The 17,338-nt window shown below is 48.1% G+C and carries 21 protein-coding genes and 1 tRNA gene; 10 read left to right on the top strand and 12 right to left on the bottom strand.

From position 1 onward, the window contains the following. Positions 1-529 precede the first annotated feature (529 nt). From ICL55_RS01555 to ICL55_RS01540, 4 genes are all read right to left on the bottom strand, one after another. The gene (locus tag ICL55_RS01555; RefSeq protein WP_188094284.1) at positions 530-1,936 is read right to left on the bottom strand and encodes a site-specific integrase; all 1,407 of its coding nucleotides are present in this window, start codon (positions 1,934-1,936) and stop codon (positions 530-532) included. 212 nt (positions 1,937-2,148) lie between these two features. Continuing rightward, positions 2,149-2,221, bottom strand: a tRNA-Lys gene (locus ICL55_RS01550). 58 nt (positions 2,222-2,279) lie between these two features. Beyond that, positions 2,280-3,662 (bottom strand): phytoene desaturase family protein, encoded by a 1,383-nt coding sequence (locus tag ICL55_RS01545; RefSeq protein ID WP_188094283.1) that lies wholly within the window; start codon positions 3,660-3,662, stop codon positions 2,280-2,282. Further along, positions 3,659-4,177, bottom strand: a complete 519-nt coding sequence (locus ICL55_RS01540; RefSeq protein ID WP_188094282.1) for a GNAT family N-acetyltransferase — start codon at positions 4,175-4,177, stop codon at positions 3,659-3,661. Before ICL55_RS01540 ends, ICL55_RS01545 begins: the two co-directional genes overlap by 4 nt. A gap of 177 nt (positions 4,178-4,354) precedes the next feature. Between ICL55_RS01540 and ICL55_RS01535 the strand changes: the two genes are divergently transcribed. The 3 genes from ICL55_RS01535 (at position 4,355) to ICL55_RS01525 (ending at position 6,292) form a co-directional block, all read left to right on the top strand. Continuing rightward, on the top strand, positions 4,355-5,416 hold the full coding sequence (locus ICL55_RS01535) for a winged helix DNA-binding domain-containing protein (protein ID WP_188094281.1): 1,062 nt from the start codon (positions 4,355-4,357) through the stop codon (positions 5,414-5,416). A gap of 76 nt (positions 5,417-5,492) precedes the next feature. Next, positions 5,493-5,864 (top strand): VOC family protein, encoded by a 372-nt coding sequence (locus ICL55_RS01530; RefSeq protein ID WP_188094280.1) that lies wholly within the window; start codon positions 5,493-5,495, stop codon positions 5,862-5,864. Positions 5,865-5,866: 2 nt separating this feature from the next. Then, on the top strand, positions 5,867-6,292 hold the full coding sequence (locus tag ICL55_RS01525; RefSeq protein ID WP_188094279.1) for a MarR family winged helix-turn-helix transcriptional regulator: 426 nt from the start codon (positions 5,867-5,869) through the stop codon (positions 6,290-6,292). Here the strand turns inward: ICL55_RS01525 and ICL55_RS01520 are convergent. The 3 genes from ICL55_RS01520 to ICL55_RS01510 all read right to left on the bottom strand — a co-directional run bounded on the left by ICL55_RS01520 (position 6,263) and on the right by ICL55_RS01510 (position 8,512). Continuing rightward, the gene (locus tag ICL55_RS01520; RefSeq protein ID WP_188094278.1) at positions 6,263-6,649 is read right to left on the bottom strand and encodes a nuclear transport factor 2 family protein; all 387 of its coding nucleotides are present in this window, start codon (positions 6,647-6,649) and stop codon (positions 6,263-6,265) included. The two genes, ICL55_RS01525 and ICL55_RS01520, sit on opposite strands and share 30 nt — an antisense overlap. A gap of 89 nt (positions 6,650-6,738) precedes the next feature. Continuing rightward, complete coding sequence (locus ICL55_RS01515; RefSeq protein WP_188094277.1) at positions 6,739-7,116, bottom strand: nuclear transport factor 2 family protein; 378 nt, start codon at positions 7,114-7,116, stop codon at positions 6,739-6,741. Beyond that, positions 7,103-8,512, bottom strand: coding sequence for an MFS transporter (locus tag ICL55_RS01510; RefSeq protein WP_188094276.1), 1,410 nt, complete (start codon positions 8,510-8,512; stop codon positions 7,103-7,105). The genes ICL55_RS01515 and ICL55_RS01510 overlap by 14 nt, the downstream gene beginning before the upstream one ends. 89 nt (positions 8,513-8,601) lie before the next feature. Between ICL55_RS01510 and ICL55_RS01505 the strand changes: the two genes are divergently transcribed. The 4 genes from ICL55_RS01505 to ICL55_RS01490 all read left to right on the top strand — a co-directional run bounded on the left by ICL55_RS01505 (position 8,602) and on the right by ICL55_RS01490 (position 11,691). After that, entirely contained in the window at positions 8,602-9,477 is an 876-nt protein-coding gene (locus ICL55_RS01505; protein ID WP_188094275.1) for an AraC family transcriptional regulator, read from the top strand. A gap of 74 nt (positions 9,478-9,551) precedes the next feature. Next, positions 9,552-10,214, top strand: coding sequence for a DUF2306 domain-containing protein (locus ICL55_RS01500; protein ID WP_188094274.1), 663 nt, complete (start codon positions 9,552-9,554; stop codon positions 10,212-10,214). Positions 10,215-10,345: 131 nt separating this feature from the next. Next, positions 10,346-10,828, top strand: coding sequence for a YMGG-like glycine zipper-containing protein (locus ICL55_RS01495; protein ID WP_188094273.1), 483 nt, complete (start codon positions 10,346-10,348; stop codon positions 10,826-10,828). A gap of 125 nt (positions 10,829-10,953) precedes the next feature. Continuing rightward, entirely contained in the window at positions 10,954-11,691 is a 738-nt protein-coding gene (locus tag ICL55_RS01490) for a protein phosphatase 2C domain-containing protein (RefSeq protein WP_188094272.1), read from the top strand. Here ICL55_RS01490 and ICL55_RS01485 read toward each other — a convergent pair. Continuing rightward, a complete protein-coding gene (locus tag ICL55_RS01485; protein ID WP_188094271.1) occupies positions 11,682-12,194 on the bottom strand; it encodes a 2'-5' RNA ligase family protein in 513 nt (170 codons plus the stop codon). The two genes, ICL55_RS01490 and ICL55_RS01485, sit on opposite strands and share 10 nt — an antisense overlap. 38 nt (positions 12,195-12,232) lie before the next feature. Between ICL55_RS01485 and ICL55_RS01480 the strand changes: the two genes are divergently transcribed. From ICL55_RS01480 to ICL55_RS01470, 3 genes are all read left to right on the top strand, one after another. Next, entirely contained in the window at positions 12,233-12,760 is a 528-nt protein-coding gene (locus ICL55_RS01480) for a hypothetical protein (RefSeq protein WP_188094270.1), read from the top strand. Positions 12,761-12,811: 51 nt separating this feature from the next. Then, positions 12,812-13,339, top strand: a complete 528-nt coding sequence (locus tag ICL55_RS01475) for a hypothetical protein (protein ID WP_188094269.1) — start codon at positions 12,812-12,814, stop codon at positions 13,337-13,339. A gap of 319 nt (positions 13,340-13,658) precedes the next feature. Then, positions 13,659-13,931, top strand: a complete 273-nt coding sequence (locus tag ICL55_RS01470; protein WP_188094268.1) for a hypothetical protein — start codon at positions 13,659-13,661, stop codon at positions 13,929-13,931. Here the strand turns inward: ICL55_RS01470 and ICL55_RS01465 are convergent. Genes ICL55_RS01465 through ICL55_RS01450 form a run of 4 tightly spaced genes read right to left on the bottom strand, consistent with a single transcriptional unit; the run spans position 13,918 to position 17,296 of the window. Next, positions 13,918-14,604, bottom strand: coding sequence for a LytR/AlgR family response regulator transcription factor (locus tag ICL55_RS01465; RefSeq protein ID WP_188094267.1), 687 nt, complete (start codon positions 14,602-14,604; stop codon positions 13,918-13,920). The two genes, ICL55_RS01470 and ICL55_RS01465, sit on opposite strands and share 14 nt — an antisense overlap. Then, positions 14,601-15,623, bottom strand: coding sequence for a sensor histidine kinase (locus tag ICL55_RS01460; RefSeq protein ID WP_188094266.1), 1,023 nt, complete (start codon positions 15,621-15,623; stop codon positions 14,601-14,603). The genes ICL55_RS01465 and ICL55_RS01460 overlap by 4 nt, the downstream gene beginning before the upstream one ends. Further along, positions 15,623-16,384: an ABC transporter permease gene (locus ICL55_RS01455; protein WP_188094265.1), complete on the bottom strand. Its 762-nt coding sequence runs from the start codon at positions 16,382-16,384 to the stop codon at positions 15,623-15,625. Before ICL55_RS01455 ends, ICL55_RS01460 begins: the two co-directional genes overlap by 1 nt. Before the next feature lie 3 nt (positions 16,385-16,387). Continuing rightward, on the bottom strand, positions 16,388-17,296 hold the full coding sequence (locus ICL55_RS01450; protein ID WP_188094264.1) for an ABC transporter ATP-binding protein: 909 nt from the start codon (positions 17,294-17,296) through the stop codon (positions 16,388-16,390). Positions 17,297-17,338 lie beyond the last annotated feature (42 nt).

Genomic DNA, 17,338 nt, shown 5'->3' with positions numbered 1-17,338 from the left:
GAGAATTTTTGAAATTCAAGTTAAGGTTTATTACTAATAAAGTATCCTACAGTGAGAACGACTAATATAATGCTCGAGCCTACAGTTATCATCTCAAAAATGACTTCAAGAATGAATGGAAGGGCAAGGCGGTTGTGAACCCAGAAGAAAGTGCCAACCATCAATATTAGTAACGCCCAGAGTAGTAATAAAAATATCTTTTGGCTTTTTTCGACGTTTTGCATATGAGGGAAACTTTGTCATTTTTTGATTTGGTTATTGAATGCTGTCGCCCATACCTAGCGAAAAACAACAATTACTGGAGAAATGGAATCAGAGATTCAAATTCCGTTAAAAATATTGTTGAACTGCTCCAGTGTTTGGAGTAGTCCGTTTTAATGCAAGAGTGTATAGCTATTAGCTTTGGGGTTCTCGGGTTGTCCGTAACGATGGGTTCCAGATTTTCATAGTGTAACAAGTAGCTGGATGTAAACAACTTGTTTCACCAGAAATGGTCGACAATATACTAAATTTTATACTATTGTGAAATTTATTTGTCATCCTTATTAACTTTACGTAAGGATTTATCCACCAATAGTTTTAAATTGGATTCAGGAGTATCATCCCGCAATCCTGTTGAAAAGTGCTTTGGCAGTAGTTGAACGATTTCGGTAACTTTTATATTCCCCTCAGGGCAGAACAGTTTTCGTTCAAGCATAGTCATATTGACACTTAGATTTCGATTTGAAATTTTAGCGTATATCTGTGTTGTCCGAATATTAGTATGTCCCAACATCTTGCTGATTGTTTCTAGTGGTACACCGTTGTCCAAACATACTGTCGTCGCAAATGTATGACGTGCAACGTGTGTCGTTAATTCAAAGTCAATATTACATATACTAGAAATTTCTTTAAGATATCCATTGTAATGGGTGTACGATTTTAATGGCAACAACTTGTTGTTCTCAATGCAGTAGGGGTCATTGATATATCTGTCAATAACGGACGTTGGAATTGGTAACAATGGTAGACATTCCGGATTATTCGTTTTCTGGCGATCTATTTTAATCCATTTTTTTCCATCAATTCCAATAAAAACAGCATCACGAGTAAGGTTCTGGAGTTCTGCAAATGAATACCCGGTAAAGCAGGCAAAGAGGAAAACATTCCTGACATGATCCAACCGACCTATCAAGTTTTTCTTGAAAATTGCTATGATTTGATAAATAGTCAGGCAATTTCTTTTAGGCTGTTTATATGTTGTTATGAAAGGAGACCAGGGATTATTAGATCTCCATTCATTCCCTTCTGCAATCTTTAAAAGTTCCTTTGTATTCTTCAGGTATTTCATTGCCGTATTCTTGACAATGTGATGTTTGGTTAGCAAGTAATGAAGAAAATCATCTGCATGGGAGAACTTAAATAATGATAGCGGGACATCACAACTACCGAATTTAAATTGAAGGAATTGCCGGAGCTTCCTTTTAGTTATTTTCCATCTTTTAAGTGTATTTGGAGAGCGTTCTCCAGTCTTTACAAGCGCCGAAAGTTTGCTGTATTTATAATTACATACCTGCATTATAGTTCTTTCCGGTTTTACAAAAGACTCATGCTTCTTTTCTCCAATAGTAAGAAGCCCTTTATAAGATTTTTTCAATAGGTCGGCACTGACATACTCATACTTCTGAGATAAAAAGAAGTAATGAGTCTTTAGGTCATTAAGGGCTTGAGAAATGATCGAATAAAGTAATGCTGCTTCCTTTTTGTTGGGATGAGCATCTAAAGAAACATTTTCGCTCTGTTGATCCCAATGGCTTGGAAGAATTTTTTGTCCTAGAGACATTTCAGATCGCACACCATCAACGGTCAGACGAATGGTAATTGGTACTGATCCGTTTGAAGATGCTTTAGATTTCTCTAATAAGAAAAGTACCGATAGGTGTTCATTAACTTTCATACACACGAATTTTTTAGGTTTTAAAATGGCCTAAAACCGCCTAATAGTGTTGATGAATTCTCTAGGGTACCAAATATACTGTCAAAAGAGAGGTACCCGGATAGGTACCCTCTGACTTTGAGTTTCTTTGTGCTTTTTTGTGTGAAAATTTTTATGGATATGAGAAGTCCGGTGATTTTGACACTAAAAAAGCCATCCTGTGGATGGCTTTGTGATCCCGCTGGGACTCGAACCCAGGGCCCATACATTAAAAGTGTATTGCTCTACCAACTGAGCTACGGAATCATTTTCCCTTAACGGGAGCGCGAAGGTAGTAAAAACATTTTCATCTTCAAAAAAATTATCAAAAATCTTTTAAGGCCTGTAATGCGGCGTGGTACCCGCACATGCCGTGTACACCTCCGCCGGGTGGTGTGGACGCGGAACAGATATAGATACCCCTGGCACTGGTGCGATAGGGTGAAACGCTGAGTACTGGCCGGGCATAGAGCTGACGGAGATCGATGATGCCGCCGTTGATATCACCGCCGATGTAGTTGGGATTATATTGTTGCATGTCGGCGGTGTTCATGACATGTCTGCTGAGAATACTTTTTTTAAATCCGGGAGCGAAGCGTTCTACCTGGGCTTCGATGAGGGAAGTCATATCGGCGGTGCTGCCGTTGGGAACGTGGCAATATCCCCAGGCGGTATGGTATCCCTGGGGAGCGCGGCTTTCCTCGAAGAGGCTTTGTTGCGCAAATAATACAAAAGGCAACCTGGCAGCAGCCATCTCCTCATAGGTATTCCCCAGATGCACCGTCCCTGCCTGGCGGCATTCGGGGTTGGTGAAAGGCACGGGGCCGTCGAGCGCCCAGTCTACTTTAAACACACCGGGGCCATAACGGTAACGGCTCAACTGCCGGACGTAGCGGGAACTGAGTCGATGTCCTGCGATGTCCACCAACTGACGCGGAGAAACATCCAGCAGCACCAGTTTTGCCGGCGGCAGCTGATCGATGGTATTGATCGTAACGCCGGTGACGATTGTCCCACCGAGTGACTGGAAGTAGGCAGCGAGGGCGTCTGCTATTTTCTGTGAACCACCTTTCACCAGCGGCCAACCGGCGATATGTGCGGCGGCGCAGAGTATCATGCCGATAGCAGCACCGGGCGGACGATTCAAAGGCAGCATGGAATGTGCGGCCATGCCGGCCCAGAGCCCGCGGGCCTGTGGGGTATGGAAACGTTTCGCAACAGCTTCTGCGGAACGCAGCGCGTTCAGCCCGAAGCGCGCCATCTTCAAAGGATGCCGCGGAAAGTGGAAGGGCGCAAGGATATCGGCAGCTATATTTTCCCAGTCGCCTACCAGCGGAGCAACCAGGTCATGGTAAACGGCAGCGTCCTCTCCCAGCGCTGCCGCCGTGTCAGCAAGACTGCTACGCAGCACTGCCGCACGGCCATCATCAAACGGATGGGCCGCTGCCACAGCGGGATGGACCAGCTCCAGACCGAATCGCTGCAACGGCACGCTGCGGAAGAAAGGCGATATGCCCATCATAGGATGGATAGCGGCACACACATCGTGATGAAAACCGGGCAGCGTCAGTTCTTTGGTACGCATTCCGCCGCCTACGGTGTCCTTTGCTTCAAGCAGACATACCTGTAAGCCCCGCTGTTGCAGGGTAATAGCGGCAGCCATGCCGTTGGGACCGGCGCCCACTACGATGGCGTCATAGTTGTTCATAACATCTTTTTCATCAGAATATCTGTTTGTTCGTCTTCTCCCATCCTGAAAATATGTTTGTCAAAAGCAGCGAATCCGTTCTTCTCATAAAACCGGATCGCTCTGGGATTGTTCTCCCAAACACCCAGCCACAAAAAAGATTTCCCCAGCATACGGGCTACCTCCAATGCTTTTTCATACAACAGCTGCCCTACTTTTTTACCGTGATAATCGCGCTGCACATAAATACGTTCTATCTCAATCGCCGTATCATCCTGTGCTTCTGTCTGTGCCGCACCGGTATTCAGCTTCAGATAACCGACCGGCGTGCTGCCTTCAAAAGCGATAAAAAAATGTGATCCAGGATGGCGTAGTTCTTCCAGGAGCTTCGCATCACTAAAACTTTCTTCAAGGTATCGCTGCATGTTGGCCTCGGTATTATACGGGCCAAATGTTTCGGCAAAAGTAACGCTCCCGATAAGCTGAATGATGTTAAGGTCATCAGCGGTAGCTTTGTTGATCCTGATTTGCTGCATGTTTGTATCGTTAAATACAGCAAATATACCGCTCTGCCGGCCCACACCGATAGCCCGATTCATACAAAACACATAGTCCGGTATAACTCAAAAATAAATCCAAAGGCTACTGACATATGGTTGTCACCTGCGGGTTATTTCTTTGTAATCAGCAACAGAACGATTAACTTAATGACGATGAACACATTTGATATTACCCAACAGAGATTACACCAACAATGCCTGATCACACCGCAGCACAGCCGTGCCGGTGAGCTGGTGGCCTGGATGGGCGCCGTACAGGCACAGGACTATGCTGCCGCTAAATGGGCCATCGGACAACGACTCACGGCCGCTACCGACACCCTGCTCGATGATGCGATGGGCAACTGGGAAATCATCCGCACCCATGTGCTTCGCCCTACCTGGCATTTTGTGGCGCCGGCAGACCTGCGCTGGATGCTGAAACTATCAGCTCCCCGCGTTAAGGCACTGTGTACCTATAATGACAACCGTTGGGGCATCACGAAGGCCGTCATTACCAAAAGCCAGAAGGTAATGGAGAAAATGCTCCGCAACCGTCAGCAGCTGACACGACTGCAGATAGGTCCCGCATTGCAGCAAGCTGGCATCGTCACCGATGAATACCGGTTGGGCTCCCTGCTTGTGCATGCAGAGCTGGATGGCCTGATCTGTAGCGGCCCACGTCACGGCAAGCAGTTCTCCTACGTACTGCTGGAAGAACACGTTCCCGCGGCCGCCGCGCTCTCCAAGGCGGAATCTATCGCCACCCTCGCACAGCGCTACTTTCATAGCCATGGACCCGCAACATTACAGGATTTCGCCTGGTGGTCGGGGTTAACCGTCACCGAAGCCAAAAGCGGACTGGAGGCGGTAAAAGAACAACTCGTTGCCACGGAAGCGGATGGCAAAACCTACTGGGCGCCACCCATGAATCTGACCAGGGAGAAGCCCTCTGTGTTTCTGTTGCCAGCCTTCGATGAATTCACCGTTGCCTATAAGAAAAGAGACATCCAACAATTGTACATCAACGGCAACCTCGCGCCGATGGCCAGCCTGGGCCCGGTCATCGTGGCAGATGGTCAAATCACCGGCACCTGGAAACGGACAGTCAATAAAAAAGATATCTCCCTGGAACTCATACCCATCCAACCGCTGAAAAAAACACACCAGCCCGCCTTAAAAAAGGCGATCCAACAGTACGGCCAGTTCAATGGACTCCCCGTTACGGTAAAATAATTTTAAAAAGAATGATCATTCGTTTTATATTTGCATACAGAAAACGAACGCTCATTCTTTTTAAAACATTAAGACAATGACACTCAATCATCTAAATCTGACCGTGAATGATATTGCCGATGCCAGTCATTTCTTCCAGACATACCTCGGATTCAAAGCCGCCGATATAAAGCCCAACGACGCCCTCGCTGTATTGAACGGTCCCGATGGTTTTATACTGGTACTGATGCACAACCGCTTCAATGAAAGTGGCCAACACACTTACCCGGATGCTTTCCATATCGGCTTCTATCTGCCCGACCAATCGGCGGTACACCAAACCTGGCAACAGCTGCATGACGGCGGCATTCCGCTCACAGCGTCCCCGCGTCCCATCAGGAAAACTTACGGCTTCTATTTTCACTACGACAACATCATGATTGAAATAACTACCACCAGTAAAGCATAAACATGGAACACACTAAACCTATCGGCTGGTACCTGAAAGAAGCAGACAGCCTCATTACTGCTACCTTCAGCAATGCTTTCGAGCGTTTTGGCCTGACCCGTTTTCACTGGCAACTACTGAAAAACATTGCGGATAACGGAGAAATATATACGAAAGACTATTACCCACAGGTAGCCCGGTTCATCACACCAGAGACATTCCAGGCCATCGTCACTTCCCTCCGGGACAGAGACTGGATTTCCGTATATGATGATACGTGCCGTTTTACCGCTGCCGGCGTAGATATTTTCGCGGAGATAGAAGAACAGCAAAAGCACATCCGGGAAAAGATGCTGGAAGGCACCGATCCGGAGGATTATGCCCACACCATTCTTTTTCTGGACAAGGTCATTCAGAATTTAAAAACGCTCCCACAGGTCCAGCCATAACATACGGTCCCCGTCACGGATAAATACAGCGCTGGAATAACGGCTATTTTCACCTCCACTGTCGGCCTGCACTTCGGTGTAGGTTAACAGTACATGGTAGTCCGTAGCATAGCCCTGTATATCCTTCACGGCTATACGCATGTCCGGAAGTTTGCCCAATAACTCCCGTATCATGGCTGCCAGTTCTTCCAGGCTGCTCCGGTTGCCTTCAGGCGACACGATCCGGAAGTCCGGACTAAAATTGGCCAGCAGTCCTTTAATGCCACCTGCTGCTACCGGTTCATCTCCCCGGAACCAGGCCGCTATCTGCTCATGAAACCGGATTACTTCTTCCTTTGCTTTGCTAAGATTGTCCATATATGATCTTTTTTGAAGCCGATTTTAGGGTGATGCACTACAAGCCCTCCTCTGTTTGGCCAGCAACGGGCAGTTCAACCGTCCGGAACTTATGAGCGCTCCCACAAATCTAACCATAACATACGGTCTCCTTCACGAACAAACACCGCACTGGAGAAACGGACATGCGCTCCTTCCCCGTGGTCCTGAATTTCCGTGTAGGTCAACAGCACATGATAGTCGGTGGCATAACCCTGCAGATCTTTCAGGGTCACCTGTTTTTGGGGGAACCGGCCAAACACCTGCGGTAGCCATTCCCGCAGATCATCCAGGTTTCGCCGGCTCCCATCGGGCGAAATCATCCTGAAATCAGGACTGAAATTGGCTAATATACCGCTGTCGGTTACACGTTCGTCTCCCCGGAACCAGCCCTCTATTTGTTCACAGAACCGAATGACTTCCTCCTTTGCTTTACTAAGATTGTCCATATATGATTTTTTGATTTTTTGAAGATGATTTCAGGGCAATGACCAACACCAGTCCTGCCACCTGTAAGGTGGCTAGTACGCCCAGCGTGATGCCCACCGCTACCGGAGCAGAATATGCGTCCAGCAAGGCAAAGAATAAAGTTCCCAACAGCGCCACGCCCATTACGCCTCCCACCTGGATGGCCGTACTGACGATGCCCGCTGCCTGTCCGGCCACAGCTATCCCTATCTCTGCCAGAATAATACGCATCATGGAAGGCATCACCATCCCGTGACCAATACCGGCGAAAAACAATCCGGCCTGCACCATGCCATCAGGCTCCGGCGAATGCCACAAACCTGCCACTACCAGTACAAAACCGAGTGCCAGCAACCCCTGGCCCAAGCTGACAATATACACGCCCATGCGTTTGGCCAGCAAAGGACTGATCAACGGTCCGGCGAAAAAACCGGCAGCATAAGGCAGCACTGCCAAACCGGCGGACAACACATCGCGGTGCAACGCATGCTGCAGATAATAAGGATACACCAGAAAAAACGCTGCCGTATGATTGTACAGGTAGATGATCGCCAGACCGTTCACAAAATGGCGGTCACGGAACAGCGGCAGGTGTATCAATGGCGCGCGCCCCTGCTGTAACAGATAGCGCTCCGTATACACAAAACACACGCCCGCTGCCACCGATGCCAGCAAACAACCGAAGATCCATGCCGGCCAGTGCGCTTCCCTTCCCATGATCACAGGATAGATAAACAATCCCAGCGCCAGCGTAATCAGCAACATCCCCGGGATATCCAATCGCTGCCGCACCGGCGGACGGTTCTCTTTTAGTATGTACATCCCCGCAATACCCGTGATCACGCCTACGGGTATATTAATCATAAACACACTTTGCCATGTCCAGCCGAAGATGCCCGCTTCAATCAGCACGCCGCCCAGCAATTGCCCACCGATGGCCGCTAGCCCGAACACAGATCCGAAAATACCCATGGCCAGCGGCTGTTCCTTTGCCGGAAAAATCAACCGGATAGTAGACAATACCTGCGGCGCCAGCAACGCCGCCGATAATCCCTGCACAACACGCGCAGCAATGAGCACCCTGATATCCCCCGCCATCGCACAAATGCCCGAGGTCAGCGTAAACATCGCCATGCCCAGCAGGAAAATACGCTTCCGGCCATAAATATCTCCCAGCCGCCCGCCTGTTACCACCAACACTGCATACGCTGCGCCATATCCCGCAATAACCAGTTGCAAAGCCCCTTCTGAAGCATTCAGGCTACTCTTGATAGCCGGTAATGCCACGTTGACAATAAAAAAATCCAAAGGCGACAAAAACGCCCCCATACATAACACTGCCAATGCCCACCAGCGGCGGCTCTCCATTGCTTCCATAAAATTCCCTGCTTTTATGGCTGCAAAGGAAACCCTATTTGTACAATAAAAAATTGCACTTTAACAGGTTTTGCCAGTACTTTTGCAACATGTTCAACAAACTGCTGCACGAGCCATATGACATCGTACTGGAAGAGAAAGATACCTGGGAAAACATACGGCTCTCCCAGCCTACCTTTCAGCTGGTATATATCCGCGAAGGGAACGGACATTATCATATCAATGGCAATCGATATGAATACCACCCGGGCAAACTATTCCTCATAACCCCGGATGACCGCTATCACTGCGATATCGCGCGGCACACTGCTTTTACTATTATTCGCTTTACCCAGCTTTTTATCACACAATTAAAAGATGATGCTGAACGGCTGGAGCTGTGCGACTGGATGAAAAAAACGGACTATATCTTTAACAACTATCACACGAAAGCCGGCTGTATCTTCCGCGACGCGGCAGACGAAACCACTGCCCAGGCCCTGCTGGGAAGCATCGCCCGGGAACATCAACAGCATGGCAAAGGCTACCAACTGATCATCCGTCAGTCCATCTCCATCCTGCTCAATCTCATCGCCCGCAATCTCCTGATGTCAGAAACCCCCGATGTACAGGAAAACAACGGCCCCTTCTCCGTCCTCCGCATGATCAGCTACCTGCAGGAACATATCTATCAGCCGGAAATGCTGCGCATGCCGGCACTGGCGGCACACTTCAACATGTCTGTGCATTACCTCGGCGAATACTTCAAAAAACATACAGGGGAAAGCATACAGGATTATGTCATCGGCTACAAACTGAAACTGGTAGACATCCGCCTTTCCTACAGCAATATGCGGGTACGGGAAATAGCGCAGGAACTGGGGTTTACAGATGAGAGCTACCTCTCCCGGCTGTTCAAAAAATACCGGGGTACTACCCCGGGCATATACCGGAAAATGAACCGGAAGCAGGAAACCGCCCGTTAACCTGTCGTGGTCAAAATCGACGTTGTTAATCCCGGATTTTATTCGCAACTTATAGGAGTTAAATCCCTGACTTCATGACCACCCCTTCTGCCACGGCAAAATATTTCCGTATCTCTGCCTGGATACTCTTATCGCTGCTGGCCATTATCGTTGGCCTTTACCCTTCCCTGTATTTTATTTTGGGAGAAAAATTCGGGCTGCTGCGCTCCAAACCACCGGCACTGCTGAGCAATACCCTGTGGCGCATCGGCTTTTACGCCCACATCATACCCGGCGGAATAGCACTGTTGACCGGCTGGCTACAGTTCAGCCGCAGGCTGCGGGAACGGAAAGTACAGTGGCACCGGCAACTGGGCAAAGTATATGTCATCGCCGCCATAGTCAGCAGCCTGGCTGGCTTCTGCATCGGCTTCACCGCCACCGGCGGCCCTATCGCGCAAACCGGATTTATCGGTCTCGCTATCGTATGGTTCACCACTACCCTGCTGGCCTATACAACGGTCCGTCAGGGTAATACCACCCAACATGAGCAACTGATGATCTACAGCTACGCCGCCTGCCTCGCTGCGGTCACCCTCCGGTTGTGGCTCCCGCTGCTGGTATATGAACTGCATTATTTTATCATTGCCTATCGCGTGGTGGCATGGCTTTGCTGGGTGCCCAACCTCTTCGTGGCCTGGCTGATTGTCCGCCGGCTGCCCCGGAACATAACATACTCTTCCCGGATAACTGACTAACGGTCAATCATATATTAAATATCCAACAACCATAGCTGTCATAAAACTAAATTTTTATACGTCATTTTATACATATGGCATAATTTTCGCAGGCTGCTGGTTAAACCTAGAATTTTCAAAAAATTTGAACCATGAAACAGATAGTTTTAGCCTTGGCCACTGTAGTAACACTTTTCGCATGTAACAGTAACAGCACAGATACTGCGGCTGCCGTTGAAAAGGCCAAAAAAGAGACGATCGATTCCATCAATGCTATCAACGTAGCCAAACAACAGGTAATCGACTCTATCAACACTATCAAACATGCAGCCCATAAAGGCCAGCGGATTGAATCGCCTGAACGTAACAGTTACGCGGCGCCCAACACCGTAGCTGCCGACAATACACCAGCTGCGGCACCCGCTCCCGCTCCTGCCCCACAAAAGAAAAAAGGCTGGAGCCACACAGCTAAAGGTGCAGTGGTAGGTGCAGGCGCAGGCGCCATTACCGGCGCGATCGTAAACCCTGACCGCGTGAAAGGTGCCGCCATCGGCGCTATCATTGGTGCAGGCGTAGGTGCAGGTACCGGCGCGATCGTTGATCACTCCAAGAAGAAAAAAGCTGCACGTCAATAATTAAAGACATTTATTTCATCATAAAAAACGTCTCCCATCCGGAGGCGTTTTTTTTATTTCCGTCCCAGGGCTGAAGCCCTGGGCTACTATAAGAGGGAAATTGAATATCTTCGCAGCTTCCCTATATGAAGATATACTCCACCCTTCAAATCGGTGACTTTCACCTCAACCACTGCGAAGACTATTTTCTGATCGAAAACCCGGGTACTGACAGAACACTGATGGCCGTCATGGACGGGTGCACGATGGCCCGTGATAGCTATTTTGTGTCTACGCTCGTAGCCCGTATACTCCGGAAGATATGTATTACGCAAGGATACCAGGAACTGTACCGGCCCGGCGCTACCACCCCCTCACTGGAAGAACAACTGAAGCAAATACTGGCGGAATTGATGCATCACCTGAAACAATTGCAAAGCCAGCTACTGCTCGAACAAAAAGACCTGCTCACTACACTGATCCTGTTTCTGGCTGACAAAAAACAAAACAATGGCTTTATACTCGCCATCGGCGATGGACTAATCAGTGTAAACGGCACCGTTACTGTATTTGATCAGGATAATAAACCCGACTACCTCGGTTTCCATCTTCATGAAAACTTTAACACCTGGTACGATTCTCTCCATCAGAAAGTACTGGTAGAGCATATCCATGATGTCAGCATTGCCACTGACGGCATCATGCTATTTCAACCCATCCACGACGCAGCGAACACCGAAACAGATCCAATGGACTTTCTCCTGCATGACCTCCATTTCAACGAATACGAAGACATGCTGGACCGTAAGCTGAAAACCCTGGAGCATCTGCATGGACTAAAACCTGCTGATGATATCGCTGTTGTCCGCGTGATCTATTCGTGAAAGATAAATTTATCCAGCGCTTTCCAGGGGCCGCGCAGATAAGCCCAGGTACCAAAGCCGGTAGCGGTAATATTAAAAGGAGTGAATGTTTCCATCAATTGGGCATGCAGTTGCGCTGCCTTAAAAGCGGTGACTTTGTTTTGTATGGTAATGTGCGGACGAAGCGGCTGCCGGTCCTGCCGTACCAGCCAGGGATCAAATGCTGCCTGTAAATCCCGGTGCAGCTCCTGCAGCGCCGGGGCAAACAGCGTATAGGCCACCCCGGTACCAAAGTTGACGATACCGTTTACTTCAAGGGTAATCGGCGCTCTTCGACTATATCGTTGCAATGTTTCCGGAATAGTAGCTTCCATTCCGGGCAAGCGGTAAAACAAGGTAAGATGCGCCTCCAGATAGTTGGCATGGCCCGGGAAGTACAATTCCCGCAAGGCATTGAACCGTGCCATATCGGAAGGGTCTATTTCGAGTGTTACGATGACTGGTTTGGATGGCAATTGGAACATATATCCATTTGTCTTTACTTTTGCAAAGTAACAACCTTATGCCTAAAACTATGGAATACATCTGGAACTTTCTCCATCACCTGATATCTGGTTATATACTATCTATGCTGCTGTTTTTTGCGGGCTGCGAATATTGGAAATCGTTCAGGACCATCCGTCCGGCTTACCTGAAGACCGCCAACACCGCTGTCGCCGTCATTACGCTATTGAAGATAATAACCATGTTTCTGATACTTCCGAATCCATTTGATGCCAACAACATACTCTTTTATTTTCCACCTCCGGTATTCCTTTTCGAGATAGTACTCCCCTGCATACTCTCTCTGATGGCGCTTTTAGGGAAGCGGGCGGAGAACAGGGGTTTCACCTGGCTGTTATTGTTTTCCCTGCTGGTCACAAAGGTGATAGAATATCTTTTCTTATGGAATGCTGCGAAGAATGGCAATACAGCAGCGGCACAACAGGCAGCTAATTTTCCCTACCTACAGATAACTATCGCCACCGTTGTATTCTTTGCCGGATGCTATTATCAAACCTTGCGCAAAATTGGTAAAACTTCCGGATAACGGTACCCCATCGCCTTTTTATTCGTATTTTACACCGTAACCAATAAGCCCATGGAAAATGTTTGGGACATTCTTACCTACCTGATAGATGGCTGTGCCATCTCACTGCTGCTTTTTCTGATAGTATCCGTATATATCCCCTCGCTGAAAAATATACGACCGGCATATCTCCGTGTAGCCAATATTACTTTTGCTATTATAGGTCTGGTGCCACTGGGGATTTTAGTTTATTTGTACACCATTTTGGTATCGGAGACCAATGGCCACCTCCTCTTCTATTGGGCAAAATTCGTATTAGTGGGCCTACTATTACTGGGCATAGTACCTATTTTGGCTTTTTCCCGTAAACGCAATACCAGGGTATGGTTTACCTGTTTGTTAGTTGTCAGCATCTGGGCGATCACACATGCTAATGCAATAACAGACTGGACTGGTCTGTTCGTGAGGGAGGGCCGGTTCTGGTCTTTTAAGTCTGAAGAACCCATTATAAAATGGTACCGTCTGGCCATTGCCCTTGTATTTTTCCTGTTCTGTCACTGGCTCACTCGTCGTAGCATTCACCGGGCATCTCAGCCATAAAGAAGACTGATGCAGTATTTCAGTCGTTTTCCCTATTTTAGGGGACAACCTATATACCATGATATTTGTCTGGGATACCACTATCTATCTGCTGCAAGGCTGCATCGTTTCCATCTTTCTTTTTCTGATCGCATCTGTTTTCATACCTGCTCTGAAAAGGATACGGCCCTATTATCTTCACAATGCCAATATCCCCTTTGCCATATTGGGGTTAATAATGATGGGATTGTCAATTTTTCTAAACGTTGTAATGATATTAATCGCCGGTATGGGCGGAGAAGAGCCTGTCCAGAGGGATTATGGTGCAATGGTTACGATAATGGCACTGCTATTGTTAGGGATAGTCCCTGTATTGGCGTTCTCCCGTAAACGTAACACCACCGTTTGGTTTACCTGTCTGTTATTAATCAGTATCGGCGCCATCGTACATGCCATAGAAATCAGGCACTGGATATACAATATAACCGGAATAGATTCGTATCAATATTCACCCAACCATGAACCAGACACAAACAGGTACCGGATAGCCGCTGCTGTATTAATTTTTGTGGTGCCTTATTGGTTTGCCCACCGTAAAATCAGCCGCGTGTAATCAACGCATAAAACTGTTTACGGTAGGTCTCGGATACGGGAATGGTAATACCGGCAATAAGAATACCGTCCTTTTCAATACTGTCTATTTTGGCAATGGCCACCATATAGGATTTATGTACCCGGCAGATCTGCTGTGGCGGCAGCTCCTGCTCGAACCAGCCAAATGGTTGCAGGGTCATGATCTGTTTCTGCTGCGTATATACTTTACGGTAATCACGACGACCTTCTATATACAAAATATCCTCCAGCGCTACTTTTTCCAGTCTCCAGGAAGTTTTGATGAAGATGTAATCCGGAGCGGTGGTGGCCTGTCGCTGCAGATTATATTGCACCTTGTCCATCGCCTGCACAAAACGATCGAACGTATACGGCTTCAGCAGATAGTCGGTCACATTCAACTCATAGCCTTTCAGGGCATATTTTTCATAGGCGGTGATCAGCACCACTTCGCAGCGGGTGTTGGCTGTTTCCAGCAGCTGTATGCCGGAGATACCGGGAATATTGATGTCCAGCAAAATGAGCTGTACGGGATGCAGCCGCAGATATACCATGGCATCGGCGCCATTATCAAAGGTTTCCAGCAGATGCAGGTAAGGCAGCTTCCCTACGTACTCCTTCGCCCGCTCCATGGCCAACGGCTCATCTTCTACAATAATACAACTGATCTTCATGCGTCGTGTAATATAAGGTTTACCTGATAAACACCCTTTTCCCGGGTGATGTCCAGCTCATGCCTGCCGGGATATAATAACTGTAACCGTTTTTGCAGCAGCTCATTGCCCAGCCCGTTGTGTTCCTGTTTCATCGGTGCGTCTACGCTGTACAGGTTGCGGCACATAAACACCATCCGATCATTTGCTATGTGCAAACGTATCTGTATGGCATTTTCTGCTTTTTTATGTTCTGCATGCTTAAAAGCATTTTCGATATAGGAAATAAACAGCATCGGCGCAATCATACGGTTATCGGGCGTTCCATCCACTTCATAGGTTATATAACCGTCGTTGGATGAACGGATACGCTGTAATTCTATATACTGGTCGATGTAGGTCATCTCCCGCGACAGCGGTATCATCTCCCCGTTGGTTTCATACAACATAAACCGCATGATACCCGATAGTTTATTGAGATATAAGGAAGCTTTCCCTGCATCTTTAGAAATCAGCACATCGATATTATTAATCGTATTAAATAAAAAATGTGGGTTGATCTGCGCTTTGATCAATGCCATGGATGTCTCATAATTTTTTCTGTTGAGTTCTTCTTTTACCTTGATGTCATTATACCAACTAATAAAGCCTTTCAGCACTAATCCGATAATGCCATGAATGGCTGCCAGCGCGGCCATGACCAGCAGCATCTCCAACTGCTGCCAATGAGTTGCAAATCCTCTGTAGGGCCACATCAGCAAAAGGGAAACGGCACCACAGGAAAGTACGGTGATGACGCCTGCCAACAAAAACGTTCCTATTCGTTGGGGATGCAGATAACGGCCAAACAGCAACCCAGAAAAACTATAGAAACCCAGAAAAGCAGGCACAAAACAAAAGATAGCCACCGGCGCGGAACCGAGCAGGTTCACGGAGCGGAGGTCCCCTTTGGTAACGATTACCATAAAGAGGAAAATCAGGAAGCAGTACATCATCCAATACGCCAGATGAAACAGTACAACAGTCATCTTCTTTATCATTATCCTTTCTCTTTTTTTCTGATATACAGGATATAAGCCAACACCCCAAACATCACAAAATAGCCGGCCGACATGATGTAAATACCAGACGGTATTACCCTCTGATTGGCCAGTATCATACAATAAATATAAGGAATAGTGTAGGCATACTTCCAGGAGAGGGCTATCGCAGAGGCAATATACAAGCCCAATCCTATTCCCAGCGGCAACATAAAATTCCGGTAGCGCAATCCCAACAGATACTGCAACGCGATGATCGGCAGGCAGCCCAACAGGAACTGCCCGCTGCCGGACAGGTACTTCATCCAGGGGAAAGCGGCCACGGGGTACGGCACATCACGTATCACCCAGGCAGGCACCACACCCGTGAGGTAAAGACTGATGTTAAACAGTATAAAGAGGAACAATAGGAGTATCAGCATAACCGTCAGCTTGGCCAGAAAGATGGTGGTAAACCGTTGTGGTGTTACATGCAATAACTTCCAGGCATTGCTGCGTGTTTCCTGCTGTGTGATCAGGCTCGTTACCAGAATACATCCCAGAGGCAGCAGTAAAAAACCCATGTATTGCCAGCCATAACGGTATAACCGCTCCCAGAGGTCGGCCGATGCGTTTTGCCCCGCCAGCTGGTCGAAATGATAAAACCGAACGCCCAATATGATCAACGGTACAAACATACCGCCTAAAAGGGTGAGCCAGACGGCGGCGCTGTGCTTTCTTTTGAGCCATTCACTCTGAACACTATAGAAATATGCCAACATGATTTATGCTTGAATAAGGTCCATAAAAATTGTTTCCAGATCATTTTTCACCGGCTGAATACCATACACGCCAATGCCACGCTGCACCAGCTGCCCGTTCAGTTCCACGATCGCCGCTACCGGCAATGCGGGTAATTGTATCCTGTCAGTGTCGGTAACAAAGGGAATTTCCTGTGTCGATAAAAATTCCAGCGCCGCGGCGTTGTCTGTCGTATCCAGCAGGTAGCCTCTCACCTGCTGCCGCAGGCCTGCCAACTGCTCCAGGCTGCCTTCGAACACCATCCGTCCACGGCTGATGATGCCCACATGCGTAGCCAGCCGCTCTATTTCGGGCAACAGGTGGCTGGAGATCAGGATGCTGACGCCCTGCTCGCGGTTGATTTTCTTCAGCAACGTCCGCATCTCTATGATACCATTAGGGTCCAGACCATTGGTAGGCTCGTCCAGTATCAACAGTCTCGGACGGTGCAATATTGCCATAGCCAGCGCCAGCCGCTGTTTCATGCCCAATGAAAACTGTCCGGCTTTTTTGTGATGCACCGCTTCCAGTCCCACTGTCTGCAATGCCTCCATGATATTGGACTTCGGGCATCGATAGACACGTTGTAATACCTGTAGGTTATCTGCCGCACTCAGGTGTTCATAGATAGCGGGACTTTCTATCAGGCAGCCTGTCTGTTGCAGGATGTTCAGCCGGTGCTGCCGGAAGGACTGTCCCAGTATTTGCACGCTGCCGGTCTGCATGCGCAGCAGGCCGATGATCAGGCGCAGCGTCGTCGTTTTGCCGGCACCGTTAGGTCCGAGGAAACCATAGATAGCCCCTTGCGGCACCTTTAGTTGTATATCCTGCAGCACAGGTGTTTTGTCTCCAAACTGATAGGCCAGACCGGCCACTTCAATGCAGTATTCCATAAAAAAATGATTACCGGTCAAAAATAGCTGCTGAGCCCGCGC

This window comes from Chitinophaga varians, assembly GCF_014529945.1.
Classification (GTDB): domain Bacteria; phylum Bacteroidota; class Bacteroidia; order Chitinophagales; family Chitinophagaceae; genus Chitinophaga; species Chitinophaga varians.
Note: the sequence above shows the minus strand (reverse complement) of the source record. Positions and strands in the feature narration are given on the sequence as shown.